This is a genomic window from Velocimicrobium porci (genome assembly GCF_009696045.1).
Classification (GTDB): domain Bacteria; phylum Bacillota; class Clostridia; order Lachnospirales; family Lachnospiraceae; genus Velocimicrobium; species Velocimicrobium porci.
The window spans coordinates 131408-150136 of record NZ_VUMT01000003.1; the positions used below are offsets into that span (position 1 = coordinate 131408).

Below are 18729 nucleotides of genomic sequence, written 5' to 3' on the forward strand. Positions count from 1 at the left end.
GATTTCAAATAATTAGGATTGCGAAACTTTTCCATTTCACCTATAATATGGATACAAATATTTATCTATATTTAAGGAGGAAGAAAAAGATGAAACAAAAAATGATAAAAGCATGTGCTGTCATTACTGCTTTTGCTCTGTTACTGACATCTGTTCCACTACAGACAAAAGCTGCTGCCGCACCTGCTTTTAAACTTTGCCGTTCAAGCTTATATGAAAATACAAAGGCAAAGGGTGTTTATACTTATACGGTACAAAATTTAAAAAAAGGTTACAAAGTAAAATGGTCTGCCACTGGAACAGGAAAAAAATATATTAAATTTTCCAAAAAATCTGCAACGGTTGCAAAAACAACATCCAGTACAAAAGTTACTTTTAATTCAAACTCCGCTTCTATCAAAGGCAAAAAAGCGGTTATTACTGCAAACGTATATAATACAAAAAACAAATTAGTAAAAACAGTAAAAGATACGGTAGCACTAAAAGTACAGGCTGCTTCTCTTTCAATGGATACTTCCAAAATAAATTCTGACCTTGACAGTCTTTCTCTTGGAGCATCCTATGATTTTGATGCCTCATTAGAACCTGCCAATACAACAAGCAACGTTTATTGGAGTGTAGAAGATAAATCCGGTCAGGATTACTCTTCTGAAATTACAGAAGATGGTGTATTTACTCCATCCAAAGCAGGTCTTTATACAATTACGGCAACTGCCAGAAACAGCAAAACAGGAACCGATTTAGCCAAAGAAAGTAAAACAATTACGGTTGGTACTTCTTTAGTTTCTGTCAACCAAATTGCTGCCAACCAGTTTACTGCTACTTTTAATACAAATGTAAAAAATACGGTAAAAGCTTCTGATTTTTCCGTTCGCGCTTCAGCCGGAACTTCTACATTAATTCCTAAATCAATCAAGTTCTCAGCCGATGGAAAAACAGCAACGATAACAACTCACACCAATTTTAAAGACGCTACTGTTTACACTGTTACATATGGTTCATTTGCTAAGACAATCAACGCCAGTGTAGGAGCTGTAAAAGAAGTTAAATTACTAACAACAACAGTTCCTGCTAACAAAGCAGCTGATTTGGAGTATGCTTTATACGATGAAAATGGAATGGATGTAAAATCAGCTGTTACCGGAACAGTAACCTTTGATGGAGAAATTCCTAATGGTTACATAACATCCGATAACAAATTATTCATGACAAAAGAAGGAAAAGAAGCTTCGATTACAATTACATACACAACTTCTGATGGTACAAAATTTACTGCCACTCAGAAAATTACATGTGTTGCATTAACAGCAGAAGAAGCATCTTCTTATAAATTTACAATAACAGGAGATTCCTCTGAACCTGATTTTAAAGCTTCTGATTTTAAGTCAAACACAAATATTTCTCTTGATGAATCCGGATATGCACATTTTTGTGCTTTTGATGAAAATAATACGGTAATCAATTATGAAAAGATTTCCTATACTTCAACAAATGATGAAATCTTAATTGTTAATTCAAATGGTAAAATGGTTCCAGTAAAAGAGGGAAATGTAAATGTAATTGTAACGGCTTCTCAGGGGAAATCTGAAATTACTTATTCCTTCGCTGTAACTATCTTAGGAAAACGTACCTTAAATAGTATTTCATTAAGTTCTCACTCTGTAGCAATGTCTAATTCTTATGAATCAGATTACACCAGATATATTACTGTTACAGGAAAAGACCAATATGGAAATAATGTTGATTTAAGTGGAGCTTCTTATACGCTTCAAGAAACCTCCAATAAAGCATTACCTGTTACGTATGACCCAACAACACAGCAAATTTCAATAAAAACAGGTATTACTGCTACACCGGGTACTTATAATTACAAATTTACAATTACTAGTGGTCAAAAAACAATTACCACATCTTTCATTGTAGTTGTTACTGCAGTGCCATCTACAGGTGCTGTAGGATATGTTGCAGAGGTAACTTCACCAACATTTGATATGAAAGTCGACCAGACTACAAAAACAAACCCATCCATAAAAGTTCGTCTGGCAAAATACATCAATGGTGTATTTGTTGAGTATACAGACTTTACTTCCGCAACAATTCAAAGAAATGGTCTATATTACTTAAATGATTTAACTTTAAATCCTTCTAAAACAGAAGTTGCACTTTCTGCCGGTAAAGAATTAGAATTTACACCGCTAAAATTATCATTTAAAAAGAATGCGGTCGGCGAATGTGTAAAAGCACCTGTCGGAACTTATACTGTTACACTAAAATACTATGACAATACAGGTACTGCCAAAACAAGTACTACTTCTCTTGTATTAAAAGATACACAGACTGTTCCAAATATCACAATCAAAAAATTGGAAGCCGAACAATCTGTTACCAACGCACTTGCACTTGTAAATGAGTGTTTATCTGTATCAAATGGTGTATTTGAAAGCTGCACTGCAACCGGAACTAGTTTAACCGGTGATTCTATCAGTGTTGCAGCCGGAGAAAAGATTCATATTAATACAGTTACCGTTAAAAGTATCGTAAATACAGGTACTCCTTCTGACGGTTCTATGGCAAAAGTATATGTATATAATACAATTAATGTTGACCGTACATTAACAAATAAATAATAATATTATAAAAACTCGGGTAAAATCCACATTTTAGATTTTTTCCCGAGTTTTTATCCACTTAGTAAGATAATTTTTCTTTATCAATCACACTAATTGGGAACGATCCAATTTCAGTTTTCGTTTTTCCTTGGTTTTCAGTTACTACAAAAACCGTATTCCCCTGTTTTTTGGCAGTTACTTTTAATGCTCCATTTTCTATTTTTGCAGTAGCTATCTTAGAATCACTACTTTCAATTTGGTAAGTTGCCTTAGGATTTCTATTATACAGCATAGCATCTACATTAAATTCCGTTGTCCCTTTTTCCAATTGGTAAAGAGAGAAGTATGGGTTTAAAGCAATTTCTCCTTTTTTTACGGTTACTTTTACTTTCTTTTCAAGATGACTTCCGTCTGTTGTCATAACGGTAATGGTAGTTTCTCCTTTTTTCTTTCCCTCTACCTTTCCATTTTGATTTACTTCTGCAATCGAAGGATCTTCACTGATATAGGCAAGTTTCTGATTCGTTGCATAAAATGGCTCTATAAATGGAAATAAAAGATATGCTTCCTGAGTCCCAACTTGAATTTTAGATGAAAGATTTGTTAATTTTTTTGATTTTACGCTTTTGTTGGATACTATTTTAGTTTTTATTCCATGGTTCTTTGCATAGTTATAGACATAAGAGTTTTTTTCACAATAAATGGTTAGTTTCTTGCACTCTTTAAACGCATTATTTGCAATTTTTTTTACACTGCCAGGAATGTATAATTGGGTCAAATTTTTACAATATGCAAATGCACCAGATTGTATTTCTATTACGTTAGAAGGAATTTTTACAAAATTTAACTGATAGCAACTCTGAAAAGCCTCAGTACCAATTATTTTAACATTGTTTGGAATTTGTATTCGTTTTAATTGTTTATGACAATAGAAAAAGTTGTCTGGTATATTTGTTATAGCATTTGGTAAATGAATATATGAATTTGTAAATCTAGCAAATGTGCTATGCTCTAAATTAGTTATATTGTCAGATAAATAAATTCCTATTTTAGGAGTTGGACAAACATTTCCATCATCCATTAATTCACGATCCCAGAAATAAAAGTTTGTAACTGGTTTACCTAACATAGAATCTTCGATAATTAAAAAATCTCTGATTTTTTGTTGTGGAATCAAATCAAGAAAACAGTATATAGTATCACTGCCAGGATTATATCTGTAACTTCCTTTATTATCCGTAATGGCAAAATTTCCTCCGATTCCACCATCTTCACCCTGCCACGTAGTAGAGGTATCTCCATTATACCAGCCACCCCATTGAGCATTTATGGTGGCTGGTGTACATAAAATTAGCACTGTAGCAATTAGCATAGTAAATAAATTTTTTTTGAACATTTCCATAGTTCTCCTTTCCCTATAATATACGTAATAATACCATAAAAAGGAATTCTTTTCAAATTACGGGAAAAGTTATGTTGTTTACTATTTAATTTCTGTTATGCCATTTTCTATTAAAATAGAATCTTGTTGATTAGGATGGAGGATATTACTTGCCATAATCATTTTACCTTGCGAATTGAAATCTAAAGATTCAATTTCATACTTTTTATAGTTTGTTTTATTTAAAATAAAAATTTCACTTGGCATAAAATATGTTCCCGTAGAATCTTGCGCATAAATATCTTTTGTTAAATCTGCAACAAGTATAGCATTTTCTTTTAATCCCTCTTTTGTTAAAATGATATATAATTTTCCATTATGATAGCAAATGTCTTGTGTTGTAGTGTATTTTTCTTTGTACTTTGGATTTATGACTTTTATTGTATTATATTCTTTGAATGAATATTCTTTTTTAGATCCAGAAAATGTTATTACACTATAATTCAGACAAGGGAATTTTTCTTCCAAGTAAATAGATGTTCCTGTTTTTACAAGAAAAGTATTATCTTTATAAGATGTAATACATGAAATATTATAGTGTTTCGCTACTGTTGAAGCTGGATTAAAAGTGTAATATTTATTTAAACTTTCTTTTGGCTTGATTCTAATAATCTTAGGAGTTTTCGTTGCAATCCATAAAGAATCATTATTAAATGTTATTCCATTTGCATGTCCCATTACATTTGAAAAATTTGCAGTAGTTTTAGATGATGATGTGTATTTGGGATATTTGAATAATACACTTTTGGTATCTGAACTATTTGTTTTGATGCAATATGCTGTACTACCATTCATAGTAATTGCTCCAAAATTTGTTGCCGTGTCCTTATCTGCTACCTTTGTTACAACTTTTGTATCCATTTTGTATTCTCTGGTATTCATTTTTTAACTCTCCTTTGTGTTTCGTTTATTTTTTATTTTTGTATCTTTTTTTTCACATTCTCTAAAATAGAATCTGGAATCGTTACGCCAATCTTGTTAAGGTTTTCAAAAATACTCAAACTCTCATTGATACTAAAGAACAGTAAAATGATGGATCGCGTGCAAATATCCCCATCATATAAATGCAACGTATCAATTTGACTAGATACGGCAATACAAAGTAACATGCCAACTTTTTTAATGATTCCTTTGTATCCAATATTGGAACGAAATTCTTTTTTATAAAATGCAGTTAGGACACCCGATACATAATCAAATACCATCAAAAGAAGTAAGATTTGAAACGAATTGTCCCACTCTCCAAATAATGCTAGTTTCATGGAATCCTCCTTTTTTTTTATTAATGATATAATTATGATATCATTAATCAATCATTAATGCAACTATTTTTACTTGACATATAAACATATGTTCTGTATAATAATAAACAAAAGAAGATACATTTGGGAGGATGAAGGAACTATGATAAACACATTAAGTACAAAAGAGAAACTTGTGATTCAAAGCTATATTAGGGAAATGTTAGCATTGTTTCAGGAAAATGATATGCTAAAAGAAGATGATTCACTTTATTTACTAGATGGGAAACTGGTTATTAATAAAGAGGAATTGCTCCTGTTAGAAAGAAAAATTAAAAAAGAGCAATAAAGTCAATCTCACGAATTAAGATGACAATAAAAAATCTCAGTATTTAAAATAATACTGAGATTTTTTATTGTGCAACCAATTCTTGATACATACAAAGAGAGATAGAAATTTCATTTCTAAGAATTATTTTTCTTTATTGATTACACTAATTGGAAACGAACCAATTTCATTTTTTGTTTTTCCATTTTTTTCAGTTACTACAAAAACAGCATTCCCCTGTTTTTTTGCAGTGACTTTTAATGTTCCTTTTTCTATTTTTGCAACGGCAATCTTAGAATCACTACTTTCAATTTGGTAAGTTGCCTTCGGATTTCTATTATACAACATAGCATCTACATTAAACTCTGTTGTCCCTTTTTCCAACTGATAAAGAGAGAAGTATGGATTTAAGGCAATTTCTCCTTTTTTTACTGTTACTTTTACTTTCTTTTCAAGATGACTTCCGTCTGTTGTCATAACGGTAATGGTAGTTTCTCCTTTTTTCTTTCCCTCTACCTTTCCATTTTGATTTACTTCTGCAATCGAAGGATCTTCACTGATATAAGCAAGTTTCTGATTTGTTGCATAAAATGGCTCTACAAATGGGAACAAAAGATATGTTTCCTGAGTCCCTACCGTAATTGATTTTGGCAGACTGGTAATTTGTGTTGCTTTTACTGTTTTTTTAGAAAGCAATTTTGTTTTTATTTTATTTTTCTTCGCATATTTGTATGCATAGGAATCTTTTTCGCAATAGATGGTTAGTTTATCACAACCTTTAAAAACATTTTTTTCAATTGTTTTTACACTAGCAGGCAGGTATATTTTTGTAAGGTTTTTACAATCTTCAAACGCTTTTTTTTCAATTATGGTTACCTTCTCTGGTATTTTTATTTGTTTTAAATTTGTGCAGTACCAAAATGCTCTTTCATTTATTTTTTTCAGTTTATCTGGAAGTTGAAGTTGTTTTACGTTTTTACATCCTCCAAAAGCTTGTTTAGGAATTTTAATAAGTCCTTTTGACAAATAGATATTTTGAAAATCAACCCCTTCAAAAACAAACAAATCCAAATCTGTGATAGTATCTGGAACATAGAATCCTTTGCTTGATACGGCATAGGACTGATCATCGCACTCTAAGTTATAAAATAATCCCGTAACCGGTTTTCCCCAAATAGAATCTTCAATACTGAAAAAATCTTGCAATTTGGGGTTGAAGGCTGACTCTAAAAAACAGTAAAAAGAGTCATTTTCTGGTCGATATTCATAACGTCCGTTTCCATACACGGTAATTCTTCCTTGATAGCCGTCATCTCCGTACCACGTGGTGGAAGTATTGCCATCATACCAGCCGCCCCAGTCTGCTTTCGCAATCGCTGGAACGGTTAGTATAAGGGTTAGTAATAATGCAAGTTTGGTTTTTACGCTTTTTTTCATTTTGTTGTTTACTCCTTCCTATAATTTATAAGCAATTATTATTATAACACATCTTGTTTATATGTTACAAAGAATAGGAAATAAAGAGTATTTTTTATATAAACAAAAAGAACCGGCTTATCCATGAATACCGATTCCTGTGATAAATTTAAACTCACATCCCATATCAGGATTTCTTTAATTCCTCCATATACATTTCAGCTATATATGCGGGGCCATTGCACCACAGCTTTGTTTTTTCATCATACAGTGCTTTTCCTGTCTTTGAACATAGAAAATCTGTCAATACCTCTTTTCTGTCCTTGCCCATCTCTTCTGCAATTTCTTCTGTCACCATAGTGATAAGAAGGTCAATTGTATAATTCATTTTTTCCTTTGAAATTGTCACCTCAGCCATATCTTCTCACCTTTCACAAATTTCAGACACTTAATAGCAGCTTCTGTTTTGAAAGAATATTGATCTTTTAATTTATTGGGCAACAACTGTCTGATACAGAAATCGTCTGCCACCTTATCACCTGCAGTACCAAAAGCTCCGGCAAGGTAAGCAGTAAGGGTAGCGTTTGTTGCATCATCCGCAATCTTTCCTGCAATGATATCATACTTTGCCATTTCACGTTCAACTTCGATGAACATTTTTTTCTTTCGGTGAGCGGCAATGCAATGTAACCAGTCTACATCTGCATTTTCAAAAATATGCGTTTCAAGATTTACGGAAAGTTTGAATTCAAAAGTTGAAATATACCCAAACTTCTGTCCCTCTTCAATTGTTTCGGTTGCGATTGCTTTAGCTATTGAAGTTCTCAGAAAACTTTCCGCCTGCTCCTTTGAGATGGTTAAATAGAATCCCTGCCCAAAATCTTTTCTCTTTGCACATTTGGCAAGATCTGGCTCTTTTACTTCACAATAACTTCCATGATAAAGAACAAATCCATCTTTTAACTCAAGCACTAATCTTTATCCCCTTTCCTTCCAAAAACTCTGTAATATCTTCGAGTATAGCTTCATCGCCTTCGCAATGAAAAATCCCATAGCATTTTTCTATATATCCAAGAACATCTGCTTCTTTAAACAAGCAAACAATCTTCTCAACAGGTAAATGCCATTCTTCTGAAGCAAGCCGGATTAATCTTGTCTGCATGAAAGTAATCTCTGTTTTCTCACTCATTATGAATCCCTCCTCGTCTCTTTTGCTGGTCTTTCTACATGATTCCAGACATCTTAGAGAATTCTGTGTCTTTACCAATATCTACTTTATTTATAAGCAATTATTATTATAACACATCTTGTTTATATATTACAAAGAATAGGAAATAAAGAGTATTTTTTACATTTTTAATTTTAATGTTTGCCAAAAAAACTATCCATAACTTCTTTTACCGTTTCCATTTTGTTCGCGCGATAAGCATTCGCTCCACAAAATACCATTCCTTTTTCCACATCTCCTTTTACTGCACGAATTAAAGCTTTTGTAATACAATATGGAATTTCAGCCGGATTACATTTTTTTATACACTGGTAGCACTTATCTGGTTTATTAAACTCTTTTACAAGTAGATTTTTTAATCCTCTTGCCGGCATACCAACCGGACTTTTAACTAATTCAATTTCTTCCTTAGATGCATTTAAATATGCCTCTTTAAATTCCCTGGACGCATCACACTCATAAGTCGTAACAAATCTTGTTCCTACCTGAATCCCATCTGCTCCCAACTCTATATAATGTTCCATATCTTTTTTATCATAAATTCCACCCGCTACTACCACCGGAATTTTTATATTTTCTTTTCTTTCTAGTTTTTTTACAAAATCCAGAATCTGTCTTACCTCATTATCATATTCATAAGAGTTTCTCTTCTCTAGTTTTTCCAGTTCATCAACAGGAAAACCTAAATGCCCTCCCGCCTGTGGTCCTTCTATTACAACAAGGTCTGGCTGCTTTTGATATTTTCTTTCCCAATACTTCGAAATTACTTGAATTGATTTTAAAGTTGATACAATTGGTGCAATTTTAACTTTACTGCCTGAAATATAGGCCGGCAACTCGGTTGGAAGACCGGCTCCCGATATGATTAAATCTATTCCCGATTCGATCGCTTTTTTTACATAGCGCTCATAAAAACGGGTTGCTACCATAATATTTATACCAAGAATACCATCATTTGCAATTTCTCTGGCTTTCTTAATTTCTTTTTCAATGGCTTTTAAATTTGCCTCCAAAGGATTGTTTTCCCATTCCGGTTCTTTATAACCGATTTGAGCTGCCGAGATTACTCCGATTCCTCCCTCTTTTGCTACGGCTCCTGCTAAAGAAGATAAACTGATTCCAACTCCCATTCCCCCTTGAATTAATGGTTTGCGTGCAATAAGTTCTCCAATCTTTAAAGGCTTCCATCTCTCCATATCTATACCTTCATATCGTAAAACTGTTTACGACACTTTTATCCTTTCTCATCTATATTAATAATATTGGGGTCAAAAAATATTCTGACCCCTAATACCTACGAAATCGATTGTATCTGTCTTTCACAAGTTCTTCTCCTGATTTTTTAGTGTATACCTGAAGAAATTTTTCAAATTGTTCACTGATTTCTTCTGCAATAAGGTCAAGTGAATTCATATTAGCGACCCCATTTTCAGAAATAATTGTTTCAATGATTCCCAAATCTTTTAAATCTTCTGCTGTAATTTTCATTAACTCTGCTGCTTCTTCTGAGCGTTTGCTATCTTTCCACAAAATTGAAGCAAATCCTTCTGGTGATAAAATAGAATATGTTGCGTTTTCAAGCATCCATACTTCATCTGCAACGGCCAATGCCAATGCTCCACCACTTCCACCTTCTCCAATGACAATTGAAAGTATTGGAACAGTAATGCCTGCCATTTCAAACAAATTTTTTGCAATTGCTTCTCCCTGCCCTCGCTCTTCTGCTTCGATTCCGCAAAACGCTCCCGGTGTATCTACAAAGCATATAATTGGACGCTTAAATTTTTCTGCCTGCTTCATAAGTCGAAGTGCTTTTCGATACCCTTCCGGATAAGGCATACCAAAATTTCTTTTCATATTTTCTTTTGTACTTTTTCCTTTTTGTTGCCCAATCACAGTAACAGGAATTCCTCTATAACTTGCCACACCGCCAACAATTGCTCCATCATCTCGAAAAACCCTGTCACCATGAAGTTCATAAAAATAATCAAAGATAGTATTGATAAAGTCAAGACTTGTAGGTCGTTCTATACTTCGTGCCATTTGAACTTTTTCCCATACACCTTTTTGATTAATCACTTTTCTGTATTCCAAATCGTTATACTCTGTCTTTGTCTCATTTTCTAATTCCATCTTTTCCTTACTTTGATGAAAACGAATTAGACGCCCTAATGTGGCAACCATATCTTCCCGCTTAACAATGTTGTCAATCAAACCATGCTTCAATAAAAATTCAGAACGCTGAAAGCCTTCCGGCAGCCTCTGCCCGATCGTCTGTTCAATTACTCTCGGACCAGCAAAACCAACTAAAGCACCCGGTTCTGCTAATATAACATCACCAAGCATAGCAAAACTTGCAGTTACTCCGCCTGTTGTGGGATCTGTTAAAACAGAAATATATAACAGTCCTTCCTCACTGTGTCTTTTTAAAGCAGCACTTATTTTTGCCATCTGCATTAAGGAAACAATTCCTTCCTGCATTCTGGCTCCTCCAGAGCAAGTAAATAAAATGACCGGTATCTTTTCGTTTGTAGCCCGCTCTACTGCTCTTGTAATTTTTTCTCCGACTACTTCCCCCATACTAGCCATTAGAAAACGAGTATCCATTACGCCAATTACTACCGGTTCTCCCTGAATTAAAGCCTTTCCTGTAATGACAGCCTCATCCAAATTGGTATGTCTTTTTAAGTGCAATACTTTTTCCTCATAGCCCGGAAAATCAAGCGGATTTTCTAAATGAATTCCCTGATCCCATTCTTCAAAAGAATTATCATCTGTAATCATACTAATTCGGGTTTTCGCATTAATACGGAAATAACCACTACATTTCGGACAAACATAAGCATTTTCAATCAAGTCCTCTGTATATATCATCTCTCCACAAACATTACATTTTGTCCACATTCCTTCTGGTATTGACGGCTCTTTTTCCACATTTTGTCCACGATTTATCTGGTTTGTTTTTTCTGCTTCTTCTTTTCCTATATCAACTCTGATATAAGTTGTTTTCTTAAACATATCCCGAAACACCATGCTTACTCCTCGTTTCTTTTTTACTGCTCAAAATAGTCCTGAATAAAATGGGTGTTAATATCGCCCTTTTTAAATTTTTCATGATTAAAAATTTCATATTGAAAATTCAGATTTGTTTTTGTTCCTCCAATAATAACCTCACCTAACACACTAATCATCTTTTGAATTGCAGATATTCTATCCTTATCGTGTACAACCACTTTTAATAACATAGAATCGTAAAACGGAGGAATTTTATAATTCTGATACACTGCCGTATCAACTCTGACTCCATTTCCCCCTGGAATATGAAGGCTCTCTATCGTACCGGGACAAGGCATAAAATGACAGGCAGGATCTTCTGCATTGATGCGACACTCAATCGCGTGTCCTGTAATTGTAATATCATTTTGTGTAAATGGGAGCTCTTTTCCTTCTGCAATCTCAATCTGTGTCTTGACTAAATCAATTCCTGTTACAAATTCTGTTATCGGATGCTCTACCTGAATCCTTGTATTCATTTCCATAAAATAAAAATTTTTATCTTTGTCTAACAGAAATTCAATTGTACCTGCATTTTCATACCCAACTGTCTTTGCCGCCAAAATAGCCATATCTCCCATTTTTTTTCTCAAATTCTCGTCCATTGCTACAGATGGAGATTCCTCAATTAACTTTTGATGTCTTCTCTGAATGGAACAATCCCGTTCTCCCAGATGCACAACATTCCCATACTGATCTGCAAGAATTTGAAACTCAATATGTCTTGGATTTACAATGTATTTTTCAATATACATTGTATTGTCTCCAAATGAACCAATTGATTCCATCTGGGCAGTTTCAAACTGGGACGTAAACTCTTCTTCACGTTCCACAATTCTCATTCCCTTTCCACCGCCTCCCAAAGAAGCTTTTATAATAACAGGATATCCTATTTTATCTGCTAATTTTTTTCCTTCTTCTGCGGTAACAACCGGTTCCTTTGTACCGGGAACAACCGGAATGGAAGCTTTCATCATCGTTTTTCTCGCCTCGGCTTTATTTCCCATTTTGTGAATAATGGAAGAAGAGGGACCAATAAATTTAATATTACACTTTTCACACATCTCAACAAATTTGGCATTTTCCGACAAAAACCCAAAGCCCGGATGAATTGCATCTGCTTTTACGGCAATTGTTGCACTCAAGATTCGTTCCATATTCAAATAGCTATCTGATGATGCTGAAGCTCCAATGCATATACTTTCATCAGCAAGCTGTGTATGCAGTGCTTCCTTATCTGCTTCCGAATAGACAGCTACTGACTTAATTCCAAGCTCCCTGCATGCTCTGATAATTCTGACTGCAATTTCTCCACGATTTGCAACTAAAATTTTTTTAAACACAATCCTTTTCTCCTATTAACTACCCAACTACAAAAGTCAGTTCTGCTGATACTGCAATTTCTCCATCAACGGTTGCAACCGCTCTTCCAACTCCTATGGAACCTTTTTGTTTCACAATTTGGCAGTCCAATTTTAGCGTATCCCCGGGAACAACTTTTCTTTTAAATCTCGCCTGATTAATACCACCAAAATAAGCAGTTTTCCCTTTATTTTCCTTCTTGCTTAAAATTGCTACGGCTCCCGTCTGTGCCAATGCCTCAATTTGAAGTACCCCAGGCATTACCGGTTCTTCTGGAAAATGCCCCAAAAAATAAGGTTCATTATAAGTAATGCTTTTATAACCAATTGCCTTCACTCCCGGTTCCAATTCCTCTACACGGTCAATTAAAAGAAACGGATGCCGATGCGGAATAATTTCCTCAATTTCTTTTATTGTTAACATATTGTTTCCCATGATTCCTTTCTCGTTAATATCTCTAACTTATTACAAACAACGGCTGACCATATTCAACAACAGCTTCATTTTCCACTAATACATCTGTCACAATTCCATCATATTCGGCTTCAATCTCATTCATTAATTTCATTGCTTCAATAATAGCAATTGTCTGTCCTTTTTCCACCTTATCACCAACCTTAACAAATGGTTCTGCACTCGGAGAAGGAGAATCATAAAATGTCCCTACAAGTGGAGATGTAATTGTGATACCATTTTTTTCCTGTTTAGGCTTTAACTCACTTTTCTTTTCCGTATCTGTATTGAAATCATTTTCTAAAATGGATAGATTTTTAGCTTTTAATGTTAATTTGAGATTACCTTCTTCTAATGAAAATTCACTCAAAGAAGATTTTGAAACTGCAGTTATCAAATCTGTTATCTCTTTTAATTCCATTTTTCTCTCCTAACTTTCTCCATTTCGTTTTATTACGATGCTTGCATTATGCCCACCAAAACCAAGTGAATTACTGATGCAGTAATTTACAGGCATTGATATTCCATTTCCTTTTACATAATCCAAATCCATTTCTTCCTCGGATTCTTTAAGTCCGACATTAGAATGAACATATCCTTCCTCCATGGACTTTATACAGGTAATCAATTCAACAGCTCCTGCCGCACCAAGTAAATGTCCTACCATTGACTTTGTGGAACTTACCTTCACTTGATTTGCATAATTGCCAAATGCTAACTTAATTGCTCTTGTTTCAAACAAATCATTATATTTCGTGCTTGTTCCATGGGCATTAATATAATCAATTTGTTCCGGACGAACCCCTGCTTCTTCCATCGCAAGACTCATTGCTTTTGCCGCACCTTTGCCATCTTCTGCCGGCGATGTAATGTGATAAGCATCGCTTGTACATCCATACCCTACAATTTCCGCAAGTATTTTGGCACCTCTTTTTTTCGCGTGCTCCAGCGATTCAAGTACAACAATTCCTGCACCTTCTCCAATTACAAATCCTGACCTCTCCTTATCAAATGGAATTGACGCCCTTTCTTTCTGCTCTGAAGTCGTAAGTGCTGTTAATGCCGAGAATCCGCCTACACCAATTGGCGTAATTGCACTCTCCGCACCTCCCGCAATCATAACATCTGCTTCCCCATGTTGAATTGTCCTGTAAGCTTCTCCAATCGAATTTGTCCCGGTTGCGCAGGCAGTAACCACATTTATGCTTTTTCCCTTTAAGCCATAAATAATCGATACATTTCCCGCAGCCATGTTGGTAATCATTAATGGAACTAAAAGGGGATTGATTCTCGCCGGTCCCTTTGCCAGCAACTTTTTGTGTTCTCGTTCCATTACATCAAGACTTCCAATACCAGAACCAATTGAAGTACCAATCCTATATGGATCTTCCTGTTTCATATTAAGACCTGCCTGTTCGATTGCCTCTTTTGTCGCTGCCACAGCATACTGACAAAATAGTTCCATCCTTCTTGCAGATTTAAAATCCATATAATTCTTTGGGTCAAAATTTTTTACTTCTGCAGCTAACTTTACTTTATATTGACTAGTATCAAATTTTGTTATTTGATCAATACCAATTTTGTTTTCTCTGATACTTTTCCAAAATTTGGATACATCCAATCCAATTGGCGTAATTGCCCCCATTCCCGTCACAACAACTCGTTCCATAATGCCTCCTTTTATGCCATACCACCATTAATTCCAAGCACCTGACCTGTAATATAATCCGCTTTCTTAGAAGCTAAAAATACACATGCCTCTGCAATATCCTCCGGTTTACCAATCCGTTTCATAGGAATTGTTTCTAATATTCTTTCCTTAATTGCTTCTGGAAGCTGCTTTGTCATATCAGTATCAATATATCCCGGTGCAATTGCATTTACAGTAACCTGTCTTGATCCTAATTCCTTTGCCAAGGATTTTGTAAAACCAATAATTCCGGCTTTTGAAGCAGAGTAATTGACCTGTCCTGCATTTCCAACAACCCCTACAACAGAAGACATATTAATAATACGCCCTGACCGTTGTTTCATCATTTGTTTCGAAGCATACTTTGCACAAAAGAATGTCCCTTTCAGATTAATGTCCATGACTGATTGAAACTCTTCTTCTGACATTTTTAAAATTAATCCGTCTTTTGTAATTCCTGCATTATTTACTAGAATATCAATGGTTCCATATTCTTTTTGAATAAAATCAAACATCTCTTTCACAGAAGTTTCATCCGATACATTGCAGGCATAAATTTCCGCATTGCCCCCATGTTGTTCTATCTCTTTCTTTACTCCCAATGCCTTTTCCTGATTGCCATTATAGTTAATAATAACTTTTGCTCCCTCTCTTGCAAAAGAAAGAGCGATTGCTCTCCCTATACCACGACTTGCTCCTGTAACTAAAGCAACTTTTCCCTGCAACATACTCCTGCCTCCTTTAACTCTTTAAATACCTGATTCATATCAGAAATGGTTTCAATATGATAAGCCTTTACATCACGATTTATTTTTTTCATAAAACCAGTCAATGTTTTACCTGGTCCAATTTCAATAAAAACCTCTGCTCCCCATTGAATCATCCTCTCAACCGACTGTTTCCAGCGAACGGAAGAATATACCTGTTGTTTTAACAAATCTTTTACCTCTTTTTCATCTGTAACAAGATTTGCTGTCACATTACTGACATAAGGAACTTTAATCGAATTCACTACAATAGGCTCCAGTTCTTCTCCTAATTTATCGCCTGCTCCTTTGAGAAGCTTAGAATGAAATGGTCCGCTGACATTCAATGAAATTACTCTCTTCGCACCGGCAAGTAAAAGTTTTTCTTTTGCCCGTTCTACTGCCTTTACTTCACCTGATATTACAACCTGCCCCGGACAATTATAATTTGCAATTTGAACTACTCCGTCTATTTTGGTAAGTTCCTGCTCTGTCGCTTTCTCAGAAAGCCCAAGTACTGCTGCCATAGTACCAATTCCAACAGGTACTGCCTGTTGCATGTAAACACCTCGTTTTCGTACAAGTCGACAAGCAGCTTCAAAAGAAATAACAGAGGATGCCAATAGGGCATTATATTCACCAAGACTTAAGCCCGCATGAATCGAGGCTTCCAGCCCCTGTTCTCTAACAGCCTGTAATATCGCATGCGAAGTTACCATCATTGCAATCTGTGTATATTCTGTCAATGATAACTGGCTGTTTTCCTCAAAACAAAGTGATTTTATATCTAAGCCCGTAAGTCGCCCCGCTTCCTCATAAACATTTCGACTAACATCAAATTGTTCATAAAAATCTCTTCCCATTCCAAAATACTGTGCTCCCTGACCAGGAAAAATAAATGCTATTTTATTCATAGGAACTTCCTTTCCAGTAATCTGTTTTCAACAGCCGATTTGCTTCACTCATAATCTCCTCTATAATCTCATTGCAAGTCTGCTCTTTCTTTATCAAACCTGCAATCTGACCTGCCATAACAGTTCCATTCTTCACATCACCATCTACAACCGCATTACGAAGGGAACCTAACGTAAGAAGCTCTAATTCCTCAAAACTAGCTCCGGCCTCTTCTTTCTTTCTATACTCCTTTGTCATCTGGTTTCTTAAAGAACGAATCGGATGACCATGAGAACGACCTGTTACAGCAGAATCAATATCTTTCGCATTCAAAATTCGTTGTTTATAATTTTCATGGCAAATCGATTCTTTTGCCACAACAAAACGTGTTCCCATCTGTACCGCTTCTGCTCCCAGCATAAATGCTGCAGCAAAACCTCTTCCATCACCAATTCCTCCTGCTGCAATTACTGGTATTTCAACTGCATCTACAATTTGAGGAACTAAAGTCATTGTAGTCTGTTCTCCGATATGTCCGCCTGATTCCATACCTTCTGCCACTACCGCATCGGCACCATAACGTTCCATCCGTTTTGCCAATGCCACACTAGCGACAACAGGAATTACTTTAACACCGGCCCGTTTCCATTTATTCATATATTTCTCCGGATTGCCGGCTCCTGTCGTCACAATTTTAACCCCTTCCTCTACAATTACATCGGATACTTCATCTGCATGAGGGCTTAGCAACATGACATTAACACCAACTGGTTTATCTGTACGCAATTTTGCTCTTCTTATTTCATTTCTAACAACTTCAGCAGGTGCATTTGCACCTCCAATTAACCCAAGTGCTCCCGCTTCTGACACAGCTGCTGCCAAATTCGCTTCTGCAACCCATGCCATACCACCTTGAATGACCGGATATTTAATTCCTAATAATTCTGTTATCCTAGTTTTCATTTTAGACTTTCCTTCATCCAATTACTCTATGCCTTTTTCTTTTAGATAAATAAGTACATCACCTACTGTTTTCATTTCCTCTAAATCTTCCGATGGTATTTCCACCGAATACTCCTCTTCTAATGCCATTACCAATTCAAATAAATCTAAAGAGTCTGCTCCCAAATCATTTTGGAACGAAGAATTTTCTGTAACCTCATCTGTTTCAACTCCTAATTGATTTGCTACTAATTCTTTCATTTTTTCTAACATAATTAATCTCCTTTTTGTTTTCTTAGTTCTTATTTTTTATATGTTTTATTTACCATTGGAGTAAAATACTTCCCCATGTTAATCCTCCACCAAATCCTGAAAGGATAATAGAATCACCCCGTTCAAGCAGGTTCTTCCGATTCATTTCATCTAGTAAAATCGGGATGCTTGCTGCTGATGTATTTCCATACCATTGAAGATTCATCGGAAATCGTTCAATTGGAACACTTAACTTTTCTGAAACAGCGTGAATAATTCGTTTGTTTGCCTGATGCAATAAAAAGTATTTTATTTGTTCTTTTTTTGTCTTTGTTTGTTGTAATAATTCTTCGATTACTTCTGGAACCTTTTTTACTGCAAATCGAAACACTTTCTGACCATTCATTGTAATAAAAGAATGATTCTTTTCTTCTTTCTTCATCGCCAAACAGTTTCCACTACTTCCATCTGTGTATAGAACCTGTTCAAACCTACCTTGACTGGAAGCTTTTGCTATAACCGCACCTGCTCCATCACCAAATAAGATGCAAGTTCCTCTGTCATTCCAATCTACAATTCTTGACAATGTTTCAGCACCAATAATTAATACTGTACGATAAATACCAGCTCTGATATAAGAATCTGCAACTGACAGGGCAAATATAAATCCAGAACATGCCGTGTTCATATCAATTGCAATTGCATTCACTGCCTTCAAGCATGCTTGCACAGAAGAGGCCACATTAGGAAGTGCAAAATCCGATGACATCGTGGCAACCAAAATTAAATCAATTTCTTCCAGAGAAATTCCTGCTTGCTCTATTGCCTGCCTTCCAGCCTTTGTTGCAAGCTCTATAACCGATTCCTGTTCCACAACTCTTCTTTCCTTTATCCCAGTCCGGCTTACAATCCACTCATCATTCGTATCTACTATTTTTGACAAGTCTTCATTCGTAACCCTTTTAGACGGAAGATAACTTCCTGTGCCAATAATTTTTGTTATCATTTTGTTCACCATATTTTTTATTTTATTTTGGTTTTAAAATATTTTGATATTCAAACTATATGGCAAT

General features: G+C 35.1%; 20 protein-coding genes. 2 read left to right on the forward strand and 18 right to left on the reverse strand.

What is annotated here, in order from left to right; all coding sequences use genetic code 11:
• Positions 1-89: 89 nt before the first annotated feature.
• Positions 90-2627 carry a hypothetical protein gene (locus FYJ58_RS03335; RefSeq protein ID WP_154517205.1) on the forward strand — a complete coding sequence of 846 codons (2538 nt, stop codon included), beginning with the start codon at positions 90-92 and terminating at the stop codon, positions 2625-2627.
• A 61-nt stretch (positions 2628-2688) separates the two neighbouring features.
• On the opposite strand, the gene FYJ58_RS03340 is transcribed toward FYJ58_RS03335, so the two are convergent.
• The 3 genes from FYJ58_RS03340 to FYJ58_RS03350 form a co-directional block, all read right to left on the reverse strand.
• Positions 2689-4005, reverse strand: a complete 1317-nt coding sequence (locus FYJ58_RS03340) for a leucine-rich repeat protein (protein ID WP_205839139.1) — start codon at positions 4003-4005, stop codon at positions 2689-2691.
• A gap of 87 nt (positions 4006-4092) precedes the next feature.
• The gene (locus FYJ58_RS03345) at positions 4093-4932 is read right to left on the reverse strand and encodes a hypothetical protein (protein ID WP_154517211.1); all 840 of its coding nucleotides are present in this window, start codon (positions 4930-4932) and stop codon (positions 4093-4095) included.
• Between the two features lie 32 nt (positions 4933-4964).
• Entirely contained in the window at positions 4965-5312 is a 348-nt protein-coding gene (locus tag FYJ58_RS03350) for a phage holin family protein (protein WP_154517213.1), read from the reverse strand.
• A gap of 142 nt (positions 5313-5454) precedes the next feature.
• On the opposite strand from FYJ58_RS03350, the gene FYJ58_RS03355 reads away from it, so the two are divergent.
• On the forward strand, positions 5455-5640 hold the full coding sequence (locus FYJ58_RS03355; protein ID WP_154517216.1) for a hypothetical protein: 186 nt from the start codon (positions 5455-5457) through the stop codon (positions 5638-5640).
• A gap of 123 nt (positions 5641-5763) precedes the next feature.
• Here FYJ58_RS03355 and FYJ58_RS03360 read toward each other — a convergent pair whose 3' ends face one another.
• The 15 genes from FYJ58_RS03360 to FYJ58_RS03430 form a co-directional block, all read right to left on the reverse strand.
• Positions 5764-7056: a leucine-rich repeat protein gene (locus tag FYJ58_RS03360; RefSeq protein WP_154517218.1), complete on the reverse strand. Its 1293-nt coding sequence runs from the start codon at positions 7054-7056 to the stop codon at positions 5764-5766.
• A 166-nt stretch (positions 7057-7222) separates the two neighbouring features.
• Positions 7223-7453, reverse strand: a complete 231-nt coding sequence (locus FYJ58_RS03365; RefSeq protein ID WP_154517221.1) for a hypothetical protein — start codon at positions 7451-7453, stop codon at positions 7223-7225.
• A complete protein-coding gene (locus FYJ58_RS03370; RefSeq protein ID WP_328597787.1) occupies positions 7441-8007 on the reverse strand; it encodes a DUF3990 domain-containing protein in 567 nt (188 codons plus the stop codon). The genes FYJ58_RS03365 and FYJ58_RS03370 overlap by 13 nt, the downstream gene beginning before the upstream one ends.
• Positions 8000-8224 (reverse strand): DUF3791 domain-containing protein, encoded by a 225-nt coding sequence (locus FYJ58_RS03375; RefSeq protein ID WP_154517224.1) that lies wholly within the window; start codon positions 8222-8224, stop codon positions 8000-8002. Before FYJ58_RS03375 ends, FYJ58_RS03370 begins: the two co-directional genes overlap by 8 nt.
• A 173-nt stretch (positions 8225-8397) precedes the next feature.
• On the reverse strand, positions 8398-9459 hold the full coding sequence (locus FYJ58_RS03380) for an NAD(P)H-dependent flavin oxidoreductase (RefSeq protein ID WP_154517227.1): 1062 nt from the start codon (positions 9457-9459) through the stop codon (positions 8398-8400).
• A 91-nt stretch (positions 9460-9550) separates the two neighbouring features.
• On the reverse strand, positions 9551-11293 hold the full coding sequence (locus FYJ58_RS03385) for an acetyl-CoA carboxylase carboxyltransferase subunit alpha (protein ID WP_328597792.1): 1743 nt from the start codon (positions 11291-11293) through the stop codon (positions 9551-9553).
• Between the two features lie 23 nt (positions 11294-11316).
• Positions 11317-12660, reverse strand: a complete 1344-nt coding sequence (locus FYJ58_RS03390) for an acetyl-CoA carboxylase biotin carboxylase subunit (protein WP_328597788.1) — start codon at positions 12658-12660, stop codon at positions 11317-11319.
• Between the two features lie 19 nt (positions 12661-12679).
• Positions 12680-13102, reverse strand: a complete 423-nt coding sequence (gene fabZ / locus FYJ58_RS03395; protein WP_154517399.1) for a 3-hydroxyacyl-ACP dehydratase FabZ — start codon at positions 13100-13102, stop codon at positions 12680-12682.
• A gap of 34 nt (positions 13103-13136) precedes the next feature.
• Positions 13137-13553 (reverse strand): acetyl-CoA carboxylase biotin carboxyl carrier protein, encoded by a 417-nt coding sequence (accB, locus tag FYJ58_RS03400; protein ID WP_154517233.1) that lies wholly within the window; start codon positions 13551-13553, stop codon positions 13137-13139.
• 9 nt (positions 13554-13562) lie between these two features.
• Positions 13563-14804, reverse strand: coding sequence for a beta-ketoacyl-ACP synthase II (gene fabF / locus FYJ58_RS03405; RefSeq protein WP_334296397.1), 1242 nt, complete (start codon positions 14802-14804; stop codon positions 13563-13565).
• A gap of 8 nt (positions 14805-14812) precedes the next feature.
• Positions 14813-15550, reverse strand: coding sequence for a 3-oxoacyl-[acyl-carrier-protein] reductase (gene fabG, locus FYJ58_RS03410; protein WP_154517239.1), 738 nt, complete (start codon positions 15548-15550; stop codon positions 14813-14815).
• Entirely contained in the window at positions 15526-16482 is a 957-nt protein-coding gene (gene fabD / locus FYJ58_RS03415) for an ACP S-malonyltransferase (protein WP_154517242.1), read from the reverse strand. Before fabD ends, fabG begins: the two co-directional genes overlap by 25 nt.
• Positions 16475-17425 (reverse strand): enoyl-[acyl-carrier-protein] reductase FabK, encoded by a 951-nt coding sequence (gene fabK, locus FYJ58_RS03420; RefSeq protein WP_154517244.1) that lies wholly within the window; start codon positions 17423-17425, stop codon positions 16475-16477. The genes fabD and fabK overlap by 8 nt, the downstream gene beginning before the upstream one ends.
• A 21-nt stretch (positions 17426-17446) precedes the next feature.
• Positions 17447-17677, reverse strand: coding sequence for an acyl carrier protein (locus FYJ58_RS03425; protein ID WP_154517246.1), 231 nt, complete (start codon positions 17675-17677; stop codon positions 17447-17449).
• A gap of 49 nt (positions 17678-17726) precedes the next feature.
• A complete protein-coding gene (locus tag FYJ58_RS03430) occupies positions 17727-18662 on the reverse strand; it encodes a beta-ketoacyl-ACP synthase III (RefSeq protein ID WP_154517249.1) in 936 nt (311 codons plus the stop codon).
• Positions 18663-18729: the final 67 nt, after the last annotated feature.

Coding starts and splice junctions, on each gene's coding strand:
- FYJ58_RS03380 (WP_154517227.1), bottom strand. CDS start 9,459: ATGGAGAGATGGAAGCCTTTAAAGATTGGAGAACTTATTGCACGCAAA.
- FYJ58_RS03430 (WP_154517249.1), bottom strand. CDS start 18,662: ATGATAACAAAAATTATTGGCACAGGAAGTTATCTTCCGTCTAAAAGG.
- FYJ58_RS03360 (WP_154517218.1), bottom strand. CDS start 7,056: ATGAAAAAAAGCGTAAAAACCAAACTTGCATTATTACTAACCCTTATA.
- FYJ58_RS03350 (WP_154517213.1), bottom strand. CDS start 5,312: ATGAAACTAGCATTATTTGGAGAGTGGGACAATTCGTTTCAAATCTTA.
- FYJ58_RS03375 (WP_154517224.1), bottom strand. CDS start 8,224: ATGAGTGAGAAAACAGAGATTACTTTCATGCAGACAAGATTAATCCGG.
- FYJ58_RS03425 (WP_154517246.1), bottom strand. CDS start 17,677: ATGTTAGAAAAAATGAAAGAATTAGTAGCAAATCAATTAGGAGTTGAA.
- FYJ58_RS03335 (WP_154517205.1), top strand. CDS start 90: ATGAAACAAAAAATGATAAAAGCATGTGCTGTCATTACTGCTTTTGCT.
- fabK (WP_154517244.1), bottom strand. CDS start 17,425: ATGAAAACTAGGATAACAGAATTATTAGGAATTAAATATCCGGTCATT.
- fabD (WP_154517242.1), bottom strand. CDS start 16,482: ATGAATAAAATAGCATTTATTTTTCCTGGTCAGGGAGCACAGTATTTT.
- fabG (WP_154517239.1), bottom strand. CDS start 15,550: ATGTTGCAGGGAAAAGTTGCTTTAGTTACAGGAGCAAGTCGTGGTATA.
- FYJ58_RS03340 (WP_205839139.1), bottom strand. CDS start 4,005: ATGTTCAAAAAAAATTTATTTACTATGCTAATTGCTACAGTGCTAATT.
- FYJ58_RS03345 (WP_154517211.1), bottom strand. CDS start 4,932: ATGAATACCAGAGAATACAAAATGGATACAAAAGTTGTAACAAAGGTA.
- FYJ58_RS03365 (WP_154517221.1), bottom strand. CDS start 7,453: ATGGCTGAGGTGACAATTTCAAAGGAAAAAATGAATTATACAATTGAC.
- accB (WP_154517233.1), bottom strand. CDS start 13,553: ATGGAATTAAAAGAGATAACAGATTTGATAACTGCAGTTTCAAAATCT.
- FYJ58_RS03355 (WP_154517216.1), top strand. CDS start 5,455: ATGATAAACACATTAAGTACAAAAGAGAAACTTGTGATTCAAAGCTAT.
- fabZ (WP_154517399.1), bottom strand. CDS start 13,102: ATGTTAACAATAAAAGAAATTGAGGAAATTATTCCGCATCGGCATCCG.